At 69.1% G+C, this 20,113-nt stretch carries 18 protein-coding genes and 1 tRNA gene; 8 read left to right on the top strand and 11 right to left on the bottom strand.

The annotated features are described in order from the left end of the window. Position 1: 1 nt before the first annotated feature. Both OEL49_RS04680 and OEL49_RS04675 read right to left on the bottom strand, forming a co-directional pair. Positions 2-943: an alpha/beta fold hydrolase gene (locus tag OEL49_RS04680; RefSeq protein ID WP_287874095.1), complete on the bottom strand. Its 942-nt coding sequence runs from the start codon at positions 941-943 to the stop codon at positions 2-4. 67 nt (positions 944-1,010) lie between these two features. Next, positions 1,011-1,367 carry a DUF2917 domain-containing protein gene (locus tag OEL49_RS04675; protein WP_287874094.1) on the bottom strand — a complete coding sequence of 119 codons (357 nt, stop codon included), beginning with the start codon at positions 1,365-1,367 and terminating at the stop codon, positions 1,011-1,013. A 146-nt stretch (positions 1,368-1,513) separates the two neighbouring features. Here OEL49_RS04675 and OEL49_RS04670 point away from each other — a divergent pair, with 146 nt between their 5' ends. Further along, a complete protein-coding gene (locus OEL49_RS04670; RefSeq protein ID WP_287874093.1) occupies positions 1,514-2,476 on the top strand; it encodes a LysR substrate-binding domain-containing protein in 963 nt (320 codons plus the stop codon). 27 nt (positions 2,477-2,503) lie between these two features. Here OEL49_RS04670 and OEL49_RS04665 read toward each other — a convergent pair whose 3' ends face one another. Next, positions 2,504-3,370: an AraC family transcriptional regulator gene (locus OEL49_RS04665; protein ID WP_287874092.1), complete on the bottom strand. Its 867-nt coding sequence runs from the start codon at positions 3,368-3,370 to the stop codon at positions 2,504-2,506. Positions 3,371-3,482: 112 nt separating this feature from the next. Here OEL49_RS04665 and OEL49_RS04660 point away from each other — a divergent pair, with 112 nt between their 5' ends. Then, positions 3,483-4,385, top strand: coding sequence for a LysR substrate-binding domain-containing protein (locus OEL49_RS04660; RefSeq protein ID WP_287874091.1), 903 nt, complete (start codon positions 3,483-3,485; stop codon positions 4,383-4,385). Between the two features lie 84 nt (positions 4,386-4,469). On the opposite strand, the gene OEL49_RS04655 is transcribed toward OEL49_RS04660, so the two are convergent. After that, positions 4,470-7,121: a bifunctional diguanylate cyclase/phosphodiesterase gene (locus tag OEL49_RS04655; protein ID WP_287874090.1), complete on the bottom strand. Its 2,652-nt coding sequence runs from the start codon at positions 7,119-7,121 to the stop codon at positions 4,470-4,472. Positions 7,122-7,263: 142 nt separating this feature from the next. Between OEL49_RS04655 and OEL49_RS04650 the strand changes: the two genes are divergently transcribed. The 4 genes from OEL49_RS04650 to OEL49_RS04635 all read left to right on the top strand — a co-directional run bounded on the left by OEL49_RS04650 (position 7,264) and on the right by OEL49_RS04635 (position 10,520). Then, entirely contained in the window at positions 7,264-7,692 is a 429-nt protein-coding gene (locus OEL49_RS04650) for an acyl-CoA thioesterase (protein ID WP_014237098.1), read from the top strand. A 422-nt stretch (positions 7,693-8,114) separates the two neighbouring features. Continuing rightward, a complete protein-coding gene (locus OEL49_RS04645) occupies positions 8,115-9,041 on the top strand; it encodes a branched-chain amino acid transaminase (protein WP_287874089.1) in 927 nt (308 codons plus the stop codon). Between the two features lie 79 nt (positions 9,042-9,120). After that, positions 9,121-10,041: an alpha/beta fold hydrolase gene (locus tag OEL49_RS04640; protein ID WP_014237096.1), complete on the top strand. Its 921-nt coding sequence runs from the start codon at positions 9,121-9,123 to the stop codon at positions 10,039-10,041. 170 nt (positions 10,042-10,211) lie between these two features. Continuing rightward, positions 10,212-10,520: a GIY-YIG nuclease family protein gene (locus OEL49_RS04635; RefSeq protein ID WP_287874088.1), complete on the top strand. Its 309-nt coding sequence runs from the start codon at positions 10,212-10,214 to the stop codon at positions 10,518-10,520. A 100-nt stretch (positions 10,521-10,620) separates the two neighbouring features. Here OEL49_RS04635 and OEL49_RS04630 read toward each other — a convergent pair whose 3' ends face one another. From OEL49_RS04630 to OEL49_RS04615, 4 genes are read right to left on the bottom strand one after another with little or no spacing between them, the layout of a single operon-like run. Beyond that, the gene (locus OEL49_RS04630; protein ID WP_287874087.1) at positions 10,621-12,186 is read right to left on the bottom strand and encodes an efflux transporter outer membrane subunit; all 1,566 of its coding nucleotides are present in this window, start codon (positions 12,184-12,186) and stop codon (positions 10,621-10,623) included. Between the two features lie 17 nt (positions 12,187-12,203). Continuing rightward, a complete protein-coding gene (locus tag OEL49_RS04625) occupies positions 12,204-15,401 on the bottom strand; it encodes an efflux RND transporter permease subunit (protein ID WP_287874086.1) in 3,198 nt (1,065 codons plus the stop codon). Positions 15,402-15,410: 9 nt separating this feature from the next. Beyond that, positions 15,411-16,598 carry an efflux RND transporter periplasmic adaptor subunit gene (locus OEL49_RS04620; protein ID WP_287874085.1) on the bottom strand — a complete coding sequence of 396 codons (1,188 nt, stop codon included), beginning with the start codon at positions 16,596-16,598 and terminating at the stop codon, positions 15,411-15,413. 27 nt (positions 16,599-16,625) lie between these two features. After that, positions 16,626-17,450 carry an alpha/beta hydrolase fold domain-containing protein gene (locus tag OEL49_RS04615; protein ID WP_014237091.1) on the bottom strand — a complete coding sequence of 275 codons (825 nt, stop codon included), beginning with the start codon at positions 17,448-17,450 and terminating at the stop codon, positions 16,626-16,628. A 127-nt stretch (positions 17,451-17,577) separates the two neighbouring features. Here OEL49_RS04615 and OEL49_RS04610 point away from each other — a divergent pair, with 127 nt between their 5' ends. Then, positions 17,578-18,585: a LysR family transcriptional regulator gene (locus OEL49_RS04610; RefSeq protein WP_014237090.1), complete on the top strand. Its 1,008-nt coding sequence runs from the start codon at positions 17,578-17,580 to the stop codon at positions 18,583-18,585. A 72-nt stretch (positions 18,586-18,657) separates the two neighbouring features. On the opposite strand, the gene OEL49_RS04605 is transcribed toward OEL49_RS04610, so the two are convergent. Then, positions 18,658-18,748, bottom strand: a tRNA-Ser gene (locus tag OEL49_RS04605). A gap of 60 nt (positions 18,749-18,808) precedes the next feature. Further along, on the bottom strand, positions 18,809-19,102 hold the full coding sequence (locus OEL49_RS04600) for a hypothetical protein (protein ID WP_043798035.1): 294 nt from the start codon (positions 19,100-19,102) through the stop codon (positions 18,809-18,811). Between the two features lie 101 nt (positions 19,103-19,203). On the opposite strand from OEL49_RS04600, the gene OEL49_RS04595 reads away from it, so the two are divergent. Further along, the gene (locus OEL49_RS04595) at positions 19,204-19,791 is read left to right on the top strand and encodes a tetratricopeptide repeat protein (protein ID WP_014237078.1); all 588 of its coding nucleotides are present in this window, start codon (positions 19,204-19,206) and stop codon (positions 19,789-19,791) included. Positions 19,792-19,812: 21 nt separating this feature from the next. On the opposite strand, the gene OEL49_RS04590 is transcribed toward OEL49_RS04595, so the two are convergent. Then, positions 19,813-20,079, bottom strand: coding sequence for a DUF4212 domain-containing protein (locus OEL49_RS04590; protein ID WP_014237077.1), 267 nt, complete (start codon positions 20,077-20,079; stop codon positions 19,813-19,815). Positions 20,080-20,113: the final 34 nt, after the last annotated feature.

The raw sequence follows: 20,113 nt of genomic DNA, 5'->3' as shown, positions 1-20,113 counted from the left end.
CCTAAGCCCCGGCACCAGTTTCGGGCGCCAGGGTTTCCCGGGGCGCGCGGGTCAGGCTGCCGTCCCGCAACCAGGCCAGGGAGTCCTGCCACAGGGTGGGGCGGAAACGTTCGTGGAACCAGGCGAAGTGGCCGATGGCTTCCACTCCGGCCGCGGCCGGCGACAGGTGCACATGATGGCGCCGGGCACCCCGGTAGTAGCCCAGCAGGCGGCGGATGGCCGCCGGGGTGCCGAAAGAGTCGTCCGTAATGCTCACCGCCAGCATCTCCCCGCGGAAGCCGTCGAAATGGGCCAGGGGATCGGCCCCGTCCCGCACATGGCGCCGATAGGACTTCTCCAGGGAGGCCGGACGGAAGGCCCATTCGTAGGCGGCTGCGGCGGGCAGGTCCTCATGCCAGCCCAGGCGCCGGGCCGGGAAGTAGCCGAGCACGGCGGTCAGCAGCGGCATCAGCACATGCCAGCGCAGCCACATGAGGGGCTTGCCCGGGCCGTAGTCGGGCCAGTAGGCGAACTGGCTGCCCACGGTGAAGGCCCGCTGCACCGCCGCCCCGGAGGGGGCCAGACCCAGCAGCAGGCCGCCGATGCTGTGGGCCACCAGATGCAGGGGCAAATCGGGATAGGTCTGCCGCGCCCAGGCCAGGGCCGCTTCGCAGTCGTAGCGGCCCCAATCCAGCTTGGAGACGTGGCGCCAGCGGCGCAGGCTGCCCTGGCGCGAAGCGCCGATACCCCGGTAATCGTAGGTCAGCACGGCAAAGCCGTTTTCCGCCAGGAAGCGGGCGTAGCGGTGGTAGTAGGCGGCCTTCACTGCGGTGGCCGGGTTGATCACCACCACCGCCCGGGGCACGCCCTCAGGCTGCCAATGGTGGGCGGCCAGGAGATAGCCGTCGGCAGCGGTGAGGCTCAAGGGAATGATGGTTGGGGCCGGTGGGGTAAAGCGATCCATGGGAAGACTCGGCGGCAAGGTCTGGTTGCAGAATGGGACCGGCGGCGGGGCCTATTGATTCCCGACCTCAGGCCGGGCCGCGACCGCCCAGGCCGGACAGCTCGTGGGGCAGCAGGCTGGCGAGAAAGCCCCGCACCGGCTGCAGGGAAACCGTGGCCGGATCGTGCCCCCCACCGCCGAGGACAAAGCGGGCATCCTGGCAGGCCGAAACCACCAGACAGCCGTTGCCGGCCACCACATGGGCTTCGCCGGGCCGGAGAATCCGGTCGCCCCCGCCATCCTCCGTCAGCCACAACTCGCCCGTGCGGCACTCCAGGGTCTGGCCCCGGGCATCGGCCAGCACCAGCATTTCCCGCCGTTCCAGTTCCAGATGCAGCCACTGCGTTGTCTGGCCCGCTGCCTGGCCTTGCCGGATCGCTTCCATTTTCCTATCCTCCATTCATGCGCTTTTGATATGGCCATATCAGTACAGCCACGCCATGAATGAAGTATGGAAAGGCTATGCACAACATACAAACGGGAAATCCGCATTCAATTGATGCAATAAACGCATAAATACTCAACCCCGCCATGAGCCTGCCCCTGCACCGCCTGCCGCCCCTGGACCCCCTCAAGGGCTTCGTCGCCGCCGCCCGCCACCTCTCCTTCACCAAGGCGGGGGAAGAGCTGCACCTGAGCCAGTCGGCCATCAGCCGCCAGGTCCAGACCCTGGAGGAACAACTGGGCGTGGCCCTGTTCCAGCGCAGCACCCGGGCCCTGCACCTGACGCCGGAGGGCGAACGCCTGTTCCGCACCGCCAGCGAAGTGCTGGCCCGCCTGGGCAGCACGGTGGAAGACATCACCGCATCCCGGAGCCTTCCCCGAGTCACCATCTCCGCCTCCATCGGCGTCGCCGCCCTGTGGCTGGTGCCCCGGCTTTCAGGCTTCCAGGCCCGCCATCCTGATATCGGCATCCGGGTCTCCGCCGACAACCGGGCGGTGGATCTGGAAGCGGAGGAAGTGGACGTGGCCCTGCGCTACGGCACCCCGGAAGCAGCCCCCGCCGGCAGTCTCAAACTCTTCGACGAAACCCTGGCCCCCGTCGTGGCACCGCCCCTGGCTGCGAGCCTGCCGGACGGCCCCCGGCTTTCCGCCGCCAACCTGCCCCATCTCACCCTGCTCTCCTTCGAGGACGGCCGGGACTATCCCTGGCTGCGCTGGGAAGGCTGGCTCAGCCAACTGGCCCCGACCCCGCCCGCCGCCAAGGCCCTGCTGCAGTTCAACCACTACGACCAGTGCATCTACGCCGCCCTGGCCGGCCAGGGCGCAGCCCTGGGCCGCCTGCCCCTGATCCGCGACCACCTGGAAGCCGGCCGCCTGATCCCCCTGGCCCCGCCCCAACCCACCCCGGGCCGACGCGCCTACTACCTGCTGCGCAGCCCCTCGTCCAAGCGCCCGGAGGTGGATGCCTTTGCCGAGTGGCTGATTGAACTCGTTAACAGCGACGGAAATGCCAGTACGGAAACGGGCAGTCAGTCGCCTTCCGGCAACTGACTGCCCGTTCCTGTCAGACCGGACGACTTACTTCAGCGGCAGATAGATATCCGTCACCAGTTCATTCTCCGGCGTATCCGGCAGCAGGTTGAGGTAGTGGAAGAACAGGGGGAAGTCCCGCAGTTCCTCGCCGCTGCCCGGCAGCCAGTTTCGGTAGAGGGGATAGATGCTCTCGCCGATGCGCATGTGGGAGCCCAGGTGGCGCACGCGGGCGCAGCGGCCGCCGGGGATTTCCTTGGTGACGACGCCCTGGGCATTGGGCGGCACCTGGGCCGAGACTTCGCCGGCGATGTCGAAGCGGAAGCGGGACGGCTCGGTGGTGTCCGGGTTGTCGTAGGCGATGCCGAAGGTGCGGCTGCTGTCCTTGGGCGAGAGGCCGGTGGACTTGCGCCAGTCGATGAAGCGGGCAACCGAGTCGTTGACCTTCTCGGCGGGGCCCAGGTGTTCCAGGGCGGCAATCAGGGTGCTTTCAATTTCTACAATTTCAACCTGCACGGTGACATTCCTTTCGGGTAACCGGAACCGGTAGCGCTCGCTCCAGCCTTGCCAGTCGGGCTGCCGCCGGAACTGGCTGGGCGACTGGCCGAAGATGTGGCGGAAGGCGCGGGAAAAGGATTCCGGGTTTTCAAAGCCGGCCTCCAGGGCGATGTCGATGATCCGGATCCGGGGCTGGAAGGCGAGCTTGAAGGAAGCCCGTCGCAGCCGCAGCAGCAGGAGATAGCGGGTCGCACTGGTGCCGAGAAAATCGGCGAATTGCCGATCGAAGTGGAAACGGGAGAAATGGGCGACCCGGCTCAGGCGCTCCGCCGTCAACGGCTCGTCCAGGTGGGCCTCGATATAGGCCAGCACCTTGTCAAAGCGCGCCGCGTAGCGGCTGATTCGGTCGTCGTTCATCATTTCCTCCTGTTCGCAGCACGCACTATGGGCGAAGGGGCGCAACAAATCCTGACCGTAATTGCTCAATGTATCCCGGCAAGCTGGCTTCACCGCCGGCTGCCGGGTCACAATGCAGGCTGGATTCCGACCCGCCGCCGCCATGCACGACCTGCCGCCCCTGCACACCCTGCCCGCCTTCGAGGCTGCCGCCCGCCTGGGCAGTTTCCTCGCCGCCGCCGAAGCCCTGCACCTGACGCCCTCGGCGGTAAGCCACCGCATCCGCCTGCTGGAAGAACACCTGGGCCAGAGTCTGTTCGAGCGGCGGCACCGGGCCATCGCCCTCACCGCCGCCGGCCGCCGCTACCTGGCCGTGGTGCGGGACACCCTGCTGCGCCTGGACGAGGCCAGCGCCGAACTGCGGGCGCCGGAGAAAACCCGCCTGCGCATTTCCGCCGCCCCGGCCCTGGGCAGCAAGTGGCTGGTGAGCCGGGTGGCGGCCTGGCAGCAGCAGCACCCGGAAACGGAATTCAGCCTGGGCACCGCCACCAGCCTGGCTCCCCTGCTGGCCGGCGAGGCCGACATCGGCCTGCGCTACGGCGAGGAGGAATGGCCCGGGCTGCTGGCCTGGAAGCTGTTCGAGGAGCGGGTCTTCCCCGTCTGCAGCCCGACCCTGGCAGCCCAACTGCACACGCCGGCGGACCTGGACCTGGACCACGTCCGCCTGCTGCGCCATCCCCTGCTCTCCTGGCAGCGCTGGTTTGCCGCCGCCGGGGTCAAGCATGCCGAGCCCAAGGAGGGCCCACTCTACGAGGATGCCCTGCTGATGCTGGAAGCGGCAGTGGCGGGCCACGGCGTGGCCCTCATGGCGGAGACCCTGGCGGCCCCCTACCTGGCCGAGGGCCGCCTCAGCCGCCCCTTCCCCCAGGACTGTCCGGACCGCAGTTTCTACGTCGTAGCCCCGCCAGCAGTGCAGGAGAAGCGGGGCGCCATGGACTTCATCCGCTGGCTGGTGCGCTCCGCCAAGGCCACCTAGGGCATCTCGCCGGAGGGCAGCGGGCGGCCGTCCGCCGTGCCCCAACAGCAAGGCCGACTCGCCGACGGCGAACTCCCGCCCGTCTCAGTAGGCCATGCGCCCCGGCAGCAGCCCCGGCCAGCTGGCCAGGAAGCGCTCGAACTCATCCACCGGCAGGGGCCGGGCGAAGTAGTAGCCCTGGGCCTCGTCGCAGGCGAAGCGGCGGAGGCTCTGCAGCACCTCCACCGTTTCCACCCCTTCGGCCACGGTGCGCAGGTTGAGGCGGTGGGCCATTTCGATGATGGCGCGAACGATGGCCGCATCCTCCGCATCGCCGTCCAGGTTGCGCACGAAGGACTGGTCGATCTTCAGCTTGTTCACCGCCAGGCGCTTCAGGTAGGCCAGGCTGGAATAGCCGGTGCCGAAATCGTCGATGGACAGGCGCACCCCCTGGTCCCGCAGGGTGCGCAGGGTGGACAGGACGGATTCGGTCTGGTTGAGCAGGGTGCTCTCGGTCAGCTCCAGCTCCAGCAGATGGGGCGGCAGGCCGCTCTCGGCCAGGGCCTCGGCCACGGTGCGCTCCAGGTCGCCGCGCTTGAACTGGATGGCGGAGATGTTCACGGCGATGGTCACCTCCCGTCCCAGCTCCCGCTGCCAGCGGGCCGCCAGGCGACAGGATTCCCGCAGCACCCACTGGCCCAGGGGCACGATGAAGCCGCTGCTCTCGGCCACCGGGATGAAATGGGCCGGGGCAATCAGCCGGCTGCCGTCCTGCCAGCGCACCAGGGCCTCGGCTCCCACCACCTGGCCGCTGGCCAGGTCCACCTGGGGTTGCAGGTGCAGCACGAATTCGTCGCCGTCCAGGCCGCGCTGGAAGTTGTTGCGCAGGCGCAGGGTCTCCTGGGCGTGCAGGTTCATGGCCTCGTCGAAGAGGCGGTAGGTGTTCCGGCCCGCGTCCTTGGCGTGGTACATGGCCGTGTCGGCCTTCTGCATCAGGGTGGTGAAGTCCCGTCCGTCGTGGGGGAAGACGGCGACGCCGATGGAAACGGAAGTGGACAGCTGGTAGTGCTCCAGGGCCAGGGGTTGTTCCAGACAGGCCAGCAGCTTGCCGATCACCGGGTAGATCACTTCCACCTGCTGCAGCCCGGGCATGATCACCAGGAACTCGTCGCCGCCGAAGCGGCTCACCGTGTCGCTCTCCCGCAGGTGGCTGCGCAGGCGGTCGGCCACGGCCCGCAGCACCTTGTCCCCCACCTCGTGGCCGAGGGAGTCGTTGATGGTCTTGAAGCCGTCCAGGTCGAGGAAGAGCAGGGCCACCTGTTCGCCGCGGCGGCTGGCGGCGGCAAGGGCCTGGTTGAAGCGGTCCTCGGCCAGGAGCCGGTTGGGCAGGCCGGTGAGGGCGTCGTGGTGGGCCAGGTATTCGATCTGGTCGGCGTGGCGCTTGCGCTCGGCGATGTCGGCAAAGAGCAGCACCGCGCCCTGGGCCACGCCCGCCTCCTGAGCCAGGGGATAGAGGTCGTACTGCACCGGGAAACGGCTGCCGTCGGCCCGGGCGAACAGCGCGTCGTCGCTGTGCACCGAGCGATCCTCCTCCAGGCAAGTGCGCAGGGCGGCACCCGCATCGTCGGCGTACACCTGTTGCAGGAAATCGCCCCGGGGCAGTTCCTCCCCGTAGCCCAGCAGGCGCCGGGCTGCCGGGTTGGCGAAGGTCAGCCGGCCTTGCCGGTCCAGGCCGCAGATGCCCTCGCCGGCGGAATCGAGCAGTTGCTGGAAACGCCGCTCGCTGCTGGCCAGGGCCTGGCTGGCCGCGGCCCGGCGCCGCTCCGCCCGGTCCAGGCGCCACAGCAGCATCCCCAGGCCGGCGAGGAAAATCAGCTCGACGCCACTGGTAATGCCCAGGGTCAGATACCAGGGCGCCAGGAAATCCTTGGCGGCGATGCCCACCGCCACGTAGAAGGGAAAGTCGCCGATGCGCTTGAAGGCGTATACCCGCTCCATCTGGTCGAGGGCGGCCCGGTAGCTGATGACGCCCTCCCGCTCGCCGGCCTCCACCCGCAAGTGCATGGGATTGTTGCTCAGGGTCTGGTTCACCGTGCCCGGCCGCTCGGGCCGGCGCAGCACCAGGCGGCCGTCGTCGGAGCGGCGGAAGGTGATCACCCCCCGGGGCCCCAGGTCGATGGCGTCGAAGAGTTGCTGGAAGTAGCGTATGTCCAGGGCCGCCACCGCCACCCCGGCAAAGGCCCCGTCATCCAGACGAATGGGCATGGCCACCACCACCTGGGTACGGCCGGAAATGCGGCCTTCCATCACTTCGGAAAAGTACAGATGAGTCCCGGGATTCTGGCGCAAGGCCTGGAAATAGCTGCGATCTTGCAGATTCACCTTGGGCCGGACCACATCCGAAGCGTAGAGCACATTGGCTTGCGCATCGAGGATGCGCAGGCCGACGATTTCCGGGAAATGACTGGCCCGCAGGGCCAGCTGCCGCTGCATGAGCTTGCCGTAACGGGGAAAGGCGCCGGGATGCAGGGCCTGACGCGGCAGGTCGGCCACCAGTTCCCCCAGGTTGGACTCGATGCGGCGCAGGGTGGCTTCAAGACGGGCCTCCAGCACGCCGGCGATGTTGCGCGCATCCTGGGCCGCCTGGCGGTGTTCGCTGTAATAGGCCGAACCAAGCAGGAAGGCAGCCGGCACCACCGTTCCAAGAACGGCCAGGATGAAGAAGGCGAAATAGAGCTTGGGCCGTTTGGCTGACATGCGTACGCCATGCAGAAGATCACGTACGGATGGTAGCAAATAATTGGCGTGAGTCTGGCGACTCACCGACGCTACGGCGATTTGTCCCGCCGCCGCCTTGGGTTAGCATCCGGCAGTCAGCCACTCACTCCCGACCCCGACCATGGCCCGCATCCAGATCGAACTGCCCGAACGCTTTGCCTTCGCCACCGAGATTCCCCTCTACATCGGCCACATCAATTACGGCGGCCACCTGGACAACGCCCTGCTGCTGACCCTGGTGTCGGAGGCCCGGGTGCGCTTCTTCAAGTCCCTCGGCTACACCGAGCTGGACGTGGAAGGCGTGGGCATCGTGGTGGTGGACGCGGCCCTGCAGTACAAGGCCGAAGCCTTCCACGGCGAGACCATGGTGGTGGAAATGGCGCCGGCGGATTTCAACAAGTACGGCTGCGACCTGCTGTGGCGCATGAGCGACAAGGAAAGCGGCCGGGAAGTGGCCCGGGGCAAGACCGGCATCGTCTTCTTCGACTACGGCCCGCGCAAGGTGACCCGGGTGCCCCAAGGCTTCCTGGAGCGGGTCGGCGCCGCCTGAGGCCCAGGGCGTAGCCACGGGCGCCGCCCTCTCCGCCTCTCCTTTCGCGCCCACCATTGCCATGACCAGCGCTGCTGCCAGGCCAGCGCCGGCGCCACGGTCGGCCGTGGTGCCGCGCCATGCCGCCCGCACCCGGCCCACGGAAGTCGCCGCCCCCGGCACTCAATCCAGGTGAAATATATTCATCCCAACCCGCCTCGTTTCGTTTGAGCCGGGTCCGGCCCTCCCCCATCCTTGCCCTACCGCTGCATCCGCTGTGCCACCGCCGCCCCACCGGGCAGCGGCGGGCCAGCGCCCCGCCGTTCCATCCACGTCCGGACACCCGCGCCGCCCCCACCCCCGGGCGGGCTTTGCCGCCCCTGCCGCCGGCAGGGGCTGTTTTTGCCCACGCTCTGCCCACACGACGTATTGGAGGAACTCCCATGTCCATGGAAAACCGCGACGGTTTCATCTGGCTCGACGGCCACTGGCTGCCCTGGCGCGACGCCAAAGTGCACGTCCTCAGCCACACCCTGCACTACGGTTACGGCTGCTTCGAAGGCATCCGGGCCTATGCCACGCCCCGGGGGCCGGCCATTTTCCGCCTGGAAGAACACCTGCGCCGCCTCGCCGATTCGGCCCACATCCTGGCCATCGACCTGCCCTGGCCCCGGGCCGAACTGGCCCGGGTCTGCCGCGAGGCGGTCAGCCGCAACGGCCTCGACAGCGCCTACATCCGCCCCCTGGTCTTCCTCGGGCCGGAGAAGGTGGGGGTGGACCCGGCCGGGGCCCAAACCCACGTCATGGTGGCGGCCTGGCCCTGGGGGGCCTACCTGGGCGGCGACGCCCTGGAACAGGGCATCCGGGTGCGCATCTCCTCCTACGCCCGGCACCATCCCAATGTGCAGATGTGCCGGGCCAAGGCCATCTCCACCTACAGCAACTCCATCCTGGCGGTGCGGGAAGCCCGCCGCGACGGCTACGACGAGGCACTGCTGCTGGACACGGAAGGCTACGTGGCCGAAGGCTCGGGGGAAAACCTGTTCCTGGTGCGGGACGGGGAACTGCTGGAGCCGGAAACCACCTCGGCCCTGGACGGCATCACCCGCCGCAGCATCCACGTCCTGGCCCGGGAGGCGGGCCTCACCCTGCGGGCCAAGCGCATCACCCGGGACGAGGTCTATTGCGCCGACGAGGTCTTCCTCACCGGCACTGCCGCCGAGGTGACACCGGTGGTGGAGGTGGACCGCCGCAGCATCGGCACAGGCCAGCCCGGCCCGGTAACGCGCCTGCTGCAGCAGCGCTACTTCGCCTGTGTCCGGGGCGAAGACGAGGCCCACGCCGATTGGCTGACGCCGGCCGCCGCCTGACCCGGCGCGGCGTGCTCGCCGGCAAGCACGCCAGAAGCCGCACCTGGAGCGGACTGCGGCGGGGCATATCTGCTAAGGTATGCCCCGTCCCGATCCCCAGCCCCTGCCCGCCATGCCCCGTCTCGCCGTCAATGGAATCGAACTGGAAGTGCTGCTCGAAGGCCCGGCCGAGGCGCCGCCCCTGCTGCTCATCATGGGCCTGGGCGTGCCCCTCACCCGCTGGCCCCGGGCCCTGTGCGAGGCCCTGCTGCAACGGGGCTTCCGCCTGATCCGCTTCGACAACCGGGATGCGGGGCTGTCCACCCACCTGGACCATACCCCGGTGCCCAATCTGGGCGCGGCGCTCCGGGGCATGCCCCTGGAACCCGCGTATACGCTGGATGACATGGCAGCCGACTGCGTCGGCCTGCTCGACGCCCTGGCCATTCCCCGGGCCCACATCGCCGGCGCCTCCATGGGCGGCGCCATCGCCCAGATCGTCGCCGCCCGTTATCCGCAGCGGGTGCTGTCCCTCACCAGCATCATGTCCAGCAGCGGCCACCCTTCCCTGCCGCCGCCCACGCCCGCCGCAGCCGCTGCCCTGTTCGCCCCCCTGCCCCGGGAACGGCAGCGGGACACCATCGTCGCCGACGCCCTGCAGCGCTACCAGGCCATCGCCAGCCCGGCCTACCCGGAAGACCCGCAACAGCTGCAGGCCATGTTCGCCGCCGAATACGAGCGCAGCTTCGACCCCAGGGGCGTGGCCCGGCAGATGGCCGCCATCCTCGCCCACGGCGACCGGCGCCCCCTGCTGGCCGGCATCCGGGCGCCCACGGTGGTGCTGCACGGCGCCGCCGACCCCCTCATTCCGCCGGCCTGCGGCGAAGACGTGGCGGCCCACATTCCCGGCGCCGAACTGCGCCTGGTGCCGGGCATGGGCCACGACTTCCCCGCCGCCCTGGCCCCCGTCATCGCCGACGCCATCGCCGCCGCCGCGGCCCGGGCGACGCTTCAGCCGTGAACGCCGCTCGAAAAATCGTGGTGGAAATGGTCAAGGCAGCGGCGGCAGCAGCAGTGAAAAAGCCGCGTAAAAAGGCGGCGCAGGCAGCGGGCAAGGAAAGGGCGAAACGGCCGCCGACGGCATTGCCGGCAGCGTTGCCGGATACGTTGACTGATTCTTTGCCTGATTCCTTGCCTGATGCGTTGCCGGAAGAACCCGCAGAGGCACCGGCTGCCGGCCGGCCCTGGTTCCTCTATCTCATCGAATGCGCCGACGGCAGCATCTACACCGGCATCACCACCGACGTGGCGGCCCGTTACGCCGCCCACGCCGGGGGCAAGGGCGCCCGCTACACCCGGGCCCATCCGCCGGCCCGGCTGCTGGGCTGGGAAGCCCACCCGGACCGCTCCACGGCCTCCAAGGCCGAATACCGCATCAAGCGCCTGACGGCGGCGGCCAAACGGGCCTACGCCGCCGCCCTGCCCGCCACGCGGGACTGAGCGGGTATTACCACGGCCCCTCTGCCAGGAGCCGCACCCCATCTGACTCCCAGACATTGGCATCCGGAGACCCGCCACCGGCGGGCCTCCCGGCCATGCCTCAACGCGCCGGCGCCATCCCTTCCACACGGGCCAGGGGCGCCTCCGCCGGCGCCGGGAGTGCCGGGGCCAGCGCGGCCTCGCCCCCTTTCCCGGCATCCTGTACGCCGTCTTTCCCGCCCTCGCCCCAACTGCCGCCGATGGCCCGGATCAGGGCCACCGTGGCCCGGGCCCGGTCCCCGTCCAGCTGCACCGCCGCCCGCCGCTGCTGCAGCACGCTGCGGTCCGCATCGAGAACACCGAGGTAGCTCAGGGCCCCCTCCCGGTATTGCAGCTGGGACAGCCGGGCGGCCCGGGCGGCGGACTGCACCGCCTGGTCCTGGGAGGCGGACTGCCGGTCCAGCAGGCGCAGGTGGGCCAGGTTGTCCTCCACCTCCTTGAAGGCCTGCAGCACGCTCTGGCGATACTTGGCCGCCTCCTCGTCGAACACCGCGGTGGCCTGGTCCACCCCGGCCTGGCGGGCGCCGCCGTCGAAAATGGGCAGGGACAGCATGGTGCCCACCAGGGGGCCGAGGACGAAGGCGCGGCTGGACCACTTGAAGAGGTCCCCCAGCTCCGACGATTCGTAGCCCAGGGCGCCGGTCAGGCTGAGGCGTGGGAAGAAAGCGGCCCGGGCGCTGCCGATGCGGGCGTTGGCCGCCACCATGGCCTGCTCGGCGGCGGCGATGTCGGGCCGCCGCTCCAGCAGGGCCGACGGCAGGCCGGCGGGCACCCGCACCGTTATCCGCCCCAGGGGCGCCGGCGGCAGGCTGAAGGCAGCCGGGGCCTGGCCCAGCAGCACCGCCAGGGCATGTTCGGCCACGGCCCGCTGGCGTTCCACGCCAACCGCTTCGGCCTCGGCCCCGGCCAGCTCGGTGCGGGCCCGGGCCAGTTCCAGCTCGCCCACGTCGCCGGCATCGAAGCGGCGCTGGAACAGTTGCAGGGTCTGCTGGCGCAGGGCCACGGTATCGGCGTAGAGGGCCGCCAGGGCGTCCAGCTCCCGCAGGGAGAAATAGGCCTGGGCCACGTCAGCCTGGATGGCCAGCTGCAGGGAATGGAACAGGGCCTGGCGCTGGGCCGCATCGGCGCCGGCCGCCGCCACCCCGCTGCTGACCCGGCCGAACAGGTCGGCCTCGTAGGAAACGCTGGCCTGGGCCCGCCACAGAGTGGCAGGGCTGGTCTCGGCCTCCGCCGGCAGGCCCTGGGAAGCCGGCGAGGGACGCTGGCGGGTGGGGCCGAAGCCGACCCCGACCTGGGGAAAGAGGGCCGAGCGGGCGTTCTGCTGCAGGGCCCGGGCCTGGGCCAGGCGGGCCAGGCCGGCCTTGAGGTCCTGGTTGGCGACGGCAGCCTGGGCTTCCAGGGTGTCCAGCACCGGATCGGCGAAGACATTCCACCACTCGCCCCGGGGCTGGGCCTCCGCCGGCTCGGCGGTTTTCCACTGGCCCTCCGCCGAGGCTTCCTTGAAGGCGGCGGGCGTTTCCACCACCGGGCGCTGATAGGGAGGCGTCACGGCGCAGCCGGCCAGGGCCAGCAGCAGGAGCGGCAACGCCGGCTTGAAGCTGGGGATTCGGATTGTGCTTGGGGTCATGGTTCTCTCCTGCCGTCTCAACGGGGCTGTTCCAGGGACGGCACGGCGGTGATGGGGGCCTCGTGGTGGGCCGCGGAATGGAGCTTGTGGCGCTTGTCCAGGGTGCGCAGCAGGACGTAGAAGGCCGGCGTCAGGAAGAGGCCGAAGAAGGTGACGCCAAGCATGCCGAAGAACACGGCGATGCCCATGGCGTGGCGCATCTCGGAACCGGCGCCGCTGGACAGCACCAGGGGCACCACGCCCATGACGAAGGCGATGGAGGTCATGAGGATGGGCCGCAGCCGCAGCCGGCTGGCGTCGATGGCCGCCCGCAGGGGCGTGCTGCCCTGCAGTTCCAGCTCCCGGGCGAACTCGACGATGAGGATGGCGTTCTTGCAGGCCAGCCCCACCAGCACCATCAGGCCGATCTGGGTGAAGATGTTGTTGTCGCCGCCGGTGAGCCAGACACCGGTGAGGGCCGCCAGGATGCTCATGGGCACGATCAGGATCACCGCCAGGGGCAGGGTCAGGCTTTCGTACTGGGCCGCCAGTACCAGGAACACCAGCAGGAGGCTGATGGGAAAGACCCAGATGCCGGCGTTGCCCGCCAGGATCTTCTGGTAGGTGAGGTCGGTCCATTCGAACTTGACGCCCCGGGGCAGGGTCTCGGCGGCCACCCGCTCCACCGCCGCCTCGGCCTGGGCCGAGGAGAAGCCGGGAGCCGGGCCGCCGTTGATGTCGGCCGCGGTGTAGCCGTTGTAGCGCACCACCATTTCCGGACCGAAGCCGGTGCTGACCTTGACCAGGGAGGAAAGGGGCACCATCTCGCCCTGGTTGTTGCGCGTCTTCAGCTGCAGGATGTCCTCCGGCCGGGAGCGGAACGGCGCATCGGCCTGGGCCCGCACCTGATACACGCGGCCGAAGCGGTTGAAGTCGTTCACGTAGAGGGAGCCCAGGTAGATCTGCATGGTGTCGAAGACTTCGGTGACGGAGACACCCTGCTGCTTGGCCTTGGTGCGGTCCAGGTCCACGTCCAGCTGGGGCACGTTGATCTGGTAGCTGGAGAACATGGGGCCCAGCTCCGGCGCCTTGGACGCGGCCGCCATGAAGGCCTTGGCCGCCCGGTCCAGCTCGGCGTAGCCGAGGGCGCCCCGGTCTTCGATCTGCAGCTTGAAGCCGCCCAGGGTGCCCAGGCCCATCACCGGCGGCGGCGGGAAGACGGCGATGAAGGCTTCCTGGATGGCGGCGTACTTCTGGTTGAGGGCGCCGGCGATGGCTTCCGCCGACAGCTCCTTGCCGCGCCGCTCGTCGAAGGGCTTCAGGGTGGCGAAGACGATGCCGGCGCTGGAGCTGTTGGTGAAGCCGTTGATGGAAAGGCCGGGAAAGGCGATGGCGCTCTGCACCCCGGGCTGGGCCAGGGCGATCTCCCCCATCTGGCGGATCACCGCCTCGGTGCGGTCGAGGGAGGCGCCGTTGGGCAGCTGGGCGAAGCCGATCAGGTACTGCTTGTCCTGGGCCGGCACGAAGCCTCCGGGCACCAGATAGGAGAGGCCCACGGTGAGGCCCAGCAGCACCGCATAGACGCCCATGGCCGAGGCCTTGCGCGCCAGCACGCCGGTGACGCCGCGGCCGTAGTTGTCCGAGGCGCGGCGGAAGAAGCGGTTGAAGCCGGCGAAGAAGCCCCCCAGGTAGCGGTTCATCTGCCGCGTCAGCCAGTCCGGTTCGCTGCCGTGGCCCTTGAGCAGCATGGCCGCCAGGGCCGGCGACAGGGTCAGGGAGTTGAAGGCCGAGATCACCGTGGAGATGGCGATGGTCATGGCGAACTGCTTGTAGAACTGGCCGGTGAGGCCGGTCATGAAAGCCAGGGGCACGAACACCGCCACCAGGGTCAGGGCGATGGCGATGATGGGACCGCTGACCTCGCGCATGGCCCGGTAGGTGGCCTCCCGCGGCGTCAGCCCGGCCTCGATGTTGCGCTCCACGTTCTCCACCACGACGATGGCGTCGTCCACCACGATGCCGATGGCCAGCACCATGCCGAACAGGGACAAGGCGTTGATGGAATAGCCGAAGCCCAGCATCAGGGAGAAGGTGCCGACGATGGAAACGGGTACCGCCAGCAAGGGGATGATGGAGGCGCGCCAGGTCTGCAGGAAGACGATAACCACCAGCACCACCAGGGCGATGGCCTCCAGCAGGGTATGCACCACGGCCTTGATGCTGGCGCGGACGAACTGGGTGGGGTCGTATTCGATGCGGTATTCCACCGAGGCGGGGAAGTCCTTGGCCAGTTCGGCCATGGCCTCGCGCACCTGGGAGGAGACTTCCAGGGCGTTGGCGCCGGGGGACTGCATGATGCCCATGCCGATGGCCGGCTTGTTGTCGAGCAGGGAGCGCAGGCCGTATTCGGCCGCATCCAGCTCAACCCGGGCCACGTCGCCGAGGCGGGTGACGCCGCCCTCACCGCTGCTCTTGAGCACGATGTCGCGGAATTCCTCCTCCGTCTGCAGGCGGCCCTGGGCGTTCACGGAAAACTGCAGGGGCACGTTCCCCGCATTGGGCGAGGCGCCGATGACGCCGGCCGCCACCTGCACGTTCTGCTCGCGGATGGCGCGCACCACGTCGCCGGCGGTGAGGCCGCGCTGGGCCACCTTCTGGGGATCGAGCCAGACCCGCATGGCGTAGTTGCCGGCGCCCCAGATGGAAACCTCGCCGACGCCGTTGAGCCGGGCCAGCCGGTCCTTGACGTTGAGCACGGCGTAGTTGCGCAGGTAGGTGGCGTCGTAGCGGTCGTCCGGGGAGAGCAGGTGCACCACCAGGGTCAGGGTTGGCGAACTCTTCACCGTGGTCACGCCCAGGCGCTGCACGTCCTCCGGCAGCCGCGGCAGGGCCTGGGAGACCCGGTTCTGCACCAGCTGCTGGGCCTTGTCCGGGTCGATGCCGAGCTTGAAATACACCGTCACCGCCAGGTTGCCGTCGCTATTGGCCTGGGACTGCATGTACAGCATGTTCTCGACGCCGTTGATGGATTCCTCCAGGGGCGCCGCCACCGTCTCGGCGATCACCTTGGGGTTGGCCCCCGGGTACTGGGCCCGCACCACCACCGAGGGCGGCACCACTTCCGGGTATTCGGAAATGGGCAGCTGGAAGACGGACAGCACCCCGGCCAGGAGGATGAGGATGGACAGCACCCCGGCGAAGATGGGGCGGTCGATGAAAAACTTGGAAATGTTCATGGCGCCGCCTCAACCCTTGTCCGCCGGGCTCGCCGCCCGGGCCACGCCGGCCGTCTCGCGACCGCCCATGGAGACCATCTGGGGCGCCACTTCATCCCCCGGACGGACCCGCTGCAAGCCATTCACGACGATGCGCTCGCCGGCCTTGAGGCCGCTCTCCACCACCCGCAGGCCTTCCTGCACCGCCCCCAGGCGCACCTCCCGATAGGCGGTGCGGTTCTTGCCGTCCACCACCAGCACGAAGCGCTTGTCCTGGTCGGTGCCGACGGCCTTCTCGTCCACCAGCACCGCTTCCCGCGGCGCCTCGCTGCCCAGGCGCACCCGGGCGTAGAGGCCGGGCACCAGGCGCCCGTCCGGATTGTCGAAGACGGCCCGCAGGCGGATGGTGCCGGAGGTGCTGTCGAGGCGGTTGTCCACCGAACTCAGGCGCCCTTCCCGGCCATGGCCGCTCTCGTCGGCCAGGCCCATGCGGATGGGCAGGCCCTTGCCCTGGCTGCCGCTGACGTATTTCAGATAGCTCTGCTCGTCCACGTCGAAGGCGGCGTAGATGCTGTCGGCGGAGACCAGGGTGGTGAGGGGCGCCACATTGCCCGGCGCCACCAGGTTGCCCACCGTCACCTCGGCCCGGGACATGCGGCCGCTGATGGGGGCGGTGATGCGGGTGTATTCCAGGTTCAGCTCGGCCACCTTGAGGGCCGCCTGGGCCGCCTTGAGGGTCGCCGCGGCTTCCCGGGCGGCGTTCTGCTTTTCCTCGAAATCGCGGCGGGAGACGGCGTTCTCGGCCAGGAGGCGTTCGCCCCGGGCCAGGTCGGCGCCGGTGTAGGCGGCCCGCGCCTCGGCACCGGCCAGCTGGGCCTGGGCCCGGGCCACCTCGGCGGCGAAGGGCCGGGGGTCGATGCTGAAGAGCAGGTCGCCCTTTTTCACCAGGCTGCCGTCCTTGAAGTGCACCGCCGTCAGCACGCCGGACACCTGGGGCCGCAGTTCCACCCTTTCCACCGCCTCCAGGCGGCCCGAATAGGACTGCCAGTCGGTGACGGGGCGGCTGGCCACCTCCGCCACCTCGACGCTGGCGGCGGCCGGGGCCGCCATGGCCGGGGCGCCACCGGCATGGGCATAGAAGACGGCGGCAGTGCCGCCGAGGCCCGCCAGCCCGGCCAGGGCGGCGGCGATGATGAGACGCTTCTTGAGTTGGGGCATGACAGTTCCTCTCGAAAAGGGATGGTTTTATTGGTTGGGGGCGACCGCCATCCCGGCACCAAGGCGGTGGCCGAGGAAGTGGGCGATCTCGGCCAGGGCCGGCGGATGGCGGGCCAGGGCGGCATGGGTGACGCCGGGGAAACGGGCCACCTGGGTAGGCACGCCGGCCTCGATCAGGGCGGCGGCGTACTGCTCCGCCTCCTGGTGCAGCACGTCGCACTCGGCGGTAAGCACCAGAGCCGGCGGCAGGCCGGCCTGGCGCACCGAGGCCAGGGGCGAGGCATAGGGATGGAGCCGCTGACGCGGCTGGGGCAGGTACTGGCGGTAGCAGGCGGCGCAGTCGGCAGCGCTGAGGTCGGAATTGAGGCGCTGGCCATCCCCCAGGCGGGTCATGCTCGGGTCCAGCATGGGCCCCACCAGTACCTGGGCGGCAATGGCCGGAGCGTTGCGGTCCCGGGCCATGAGGGTGAGGCAGGCAGCCAGATTGCCCCCCGCATCGTCCCCCGCCACCGCCAGGCGCGAGGCATCGCCGCCCAGAGCCGCGGCCTGCTGCGCCAGCCACAGGGCCGCGGCATGGGCATCTTCCGGCGCCGCCGGGAAAGGCCGGGCGGGCGCCAGGGCATAACCGACCGCCAGCACCAGGGCCGGCACCCGGGCGGCGAGGAAGCGGGCCGGCACGTCCGCATCGTCCAGGCAGCCGCCGACAAAGCCGCCGCCGTGGAAATAGAGCACGACGGGCAGAGGCCGGCCGCCTGTCCGGGGGCGGTACAGGCGCGCGGGAATGGCCCCTTGGGGGCCGGGAATGGTGAAGTCTTCGACGAGGGTCGCCGGAGCGCCGGGTATCGCATCCATGGCACGGGGGCAGCCAAGGCTGCCGGAATTGGCAATGGGGCGATTCTCTGTGTTATCTACAACCGGATAAACATGTATATTTCGACAATACTATTCATCATCGGCAAACAATCGAGGAGCCGGCACCATGGACCGCTTTCAAGCCATGCAGGTCTTTACCCGGGTGGTGGACGCCAACAGCTTCACCCGGGCGGCGGAAACCCTGGGCCTGCCCCGGGCCACCGTCACCACCATCATCCAGAACCTGGAGGCCCTGCTGCAGGTGCGCCTGCTCAACCGCACCACCCGCCGCATCAGCCTGACCCCGGACGGAGCCGCCTACTACGAGCATTGCGCCCGCATCCTGGCGGAGGTGGAGGAGACCGAGGCCTCCTTCCGCGACGCCGCCCGGGGCCCCAAGGGGCGCCTGCGCATCGACGTGCCGCCGCCCATCGGCCGCCTCATCCTCATTCCCCACCTGTGCGACTTCAGCAGCCGCTATCCGGACGTGGAACTGGTGATCGGCATGGGGGACCGGGCCGTGGACCTGGTGCGGGAAGCGGTGGATTGCGTCATCCGGGTCGGCGAATTGCAGGATTCGAGCCTGGTGGCGCGGCGCATCGGCACCTTCCAGTCCATCACCTGCGGCGCCCCCGACTACCTGGAACGCTACGGCACGCCCCACAGCATCGACGACCTGCAGCAGCACCAGGCGGTACATTACTTCTCCACCCGCACCGGCCGCACCATCGACTGGGACTTCATCGTGGACGGGGTCTTCACCCCGGTGAAAATGGCCGGCAAGGTCTCGGTCAATGACGCCGAAGCCTACCTGGACTGCGCCCTGCAGGGCTTCGGCCTGATCCAGCTACCCCTGCTGATGGCCCTGCCCCACCTGGAATCCGGCGCCCTCAAGGAAGTGCTGCCCCACCTCACCCCCAGCCCCATGCCCATCTCGGTGGCCTACCTGCAGAACCGCCACCTGTCGCCCAAGGTCCGCGCCTTCGTGGACTGGGTCGCCGACCTCTTCGGCACCTGCCCCCTCCTCGGCGGCCAACGGGAAAGCAGCCCCCAATGCAGCTTCCCCACCCACCCCGACACCCTGACCCTGCGCGACATGCTGGAACAGCAGAACCGCGCCGAATGCACGCTCTGAGGACGGGACAAAAAGGGGAAGGTGAAAAAGAAAAAGGCCCTCGATCAACGAGGGCCTTTTTGCAGTAATCCGTGGCGGAGAGGGGGGGATTCGAACCCCCGTCAGGGTATTACCCTGAACACGCTTTCCAGGCGTGCGACTTAAACCACTCATCCACCTCTCCGCGGAAGCCGCGCATTATAGCGAAGCTTTTGAATAACGCAAAACATTTTCGCCGGATCGCTCAATTTGCTTCCAGGGCGATGAGCTGGCGCAAATAGGCGAGGATGATCCATAGCCAGAAGAGAACGAAAAAAGTCAGCAGGGGCAGGTGCCGGTCCAGGATCACCCGGGGTGCCAGACGGCGCATCAGCAGCAGGGCGGGACGGGTGACGATGCGGAACATCTGGTAGATGGGATTGCCCTCCCGGCGACTGCCGGCGAGGAGCGCCAGCACGCCCTGGCCGAGCAGACACAGCCCGGCCACTTCGATCAGGGCGCGCAGAACGCTGACAAGCAGGAGAGCGGCGGATACCATGGGTCCTCACACTGAAGGGGCCACGGCGCCATGCCGTGGGCTGACGGAATTTTATGCCAGGCGCGCCCGCAGCGCTGCACCGGGTACGGGAGATGAAAACGATGCTGCTTGGCCCCTGGTCCTATCGCCTGCACGGCTGGCTGCTGCACTTCCTCGGCCGGGATGGGGCGGCCTACGCCGCCTACCAGGAGGCTTTCCGCCATACCCCCGGGGCTGCCACGGCGGCCTGCCTGGGGTATCTTGCCGCCCGTCTGGAACGCCTTGAGGACGCCGAGGCCTGGTACGCCAGCGCCGCCTCCCTGGCGCCGGAGCGTGGTGAGCACCACTTCAACCTGGGTTACGTGCGGGACCGGCTGGGCCGGCCCCGGCAGGCCATCGCCGCCTTCCATGCAGCCCTGCACCTAAATCCTCAACTGGACCGGGCCTGGTACGGCAAGGGGCTGGCCCATGCCACCCTGGGCGAACACGAAGCAGCGGCGACGGCCCTGGAAAAGGCGGTGGAGCTGCAGCCCATGAACGGCATCGCCTACTACCACCTGGGCATGGCCTACCACCATGCCGGCCGGCACCAGGAGAGCGAACGCATCGCCCGGCGCCTGGCAGCCTTCGAGCCCCGACTGGCGCGGCAGCTGATGCGGGATGGGGAGCATCCGCAGCTGCTCTCCCTGGTGGCCCACCTGGAGGCCTGAAACGCCCCGCCCGGGCGGACGCTAGTCGCGCCCCCCTTCATGGACGCCGTACTGGTGGTCCAGCCGGTTCATGTAGCGGGCGTAGAACCAGATGATCAGCACGTAGACCACCAGGGAGCCCTGGGCCCCCATGTAGAAGCCCAGGGGAAAGCCCAGCACGGTGAACTCGTTGAGTTCCCGGGCGAAGTAGCTGACCACGTAGGTGACCAGGAACCAGATGGCCAGCAGCAGCGCCGTCATGCGCAGGTTCTTGCGCCAGTATTCCCGATGCCGATCTGTAAGTTGCATGGCTGTACCCTGTGGCGGCGGCGCCCCGGAATGC

Origin of the sequence: Azospira sp. (genome assembly GCF_030247495.1) — a bacterium.
Lineage (GTDB): Bacteria > Pseudomonadota > Gammaproteobacteria > Burkholderiales > Rhodocyclaceae > Azospira > Azospira oryzae.
This window is presented reverse-complemented; position numbering and strand designations above follow the sequence as displayed.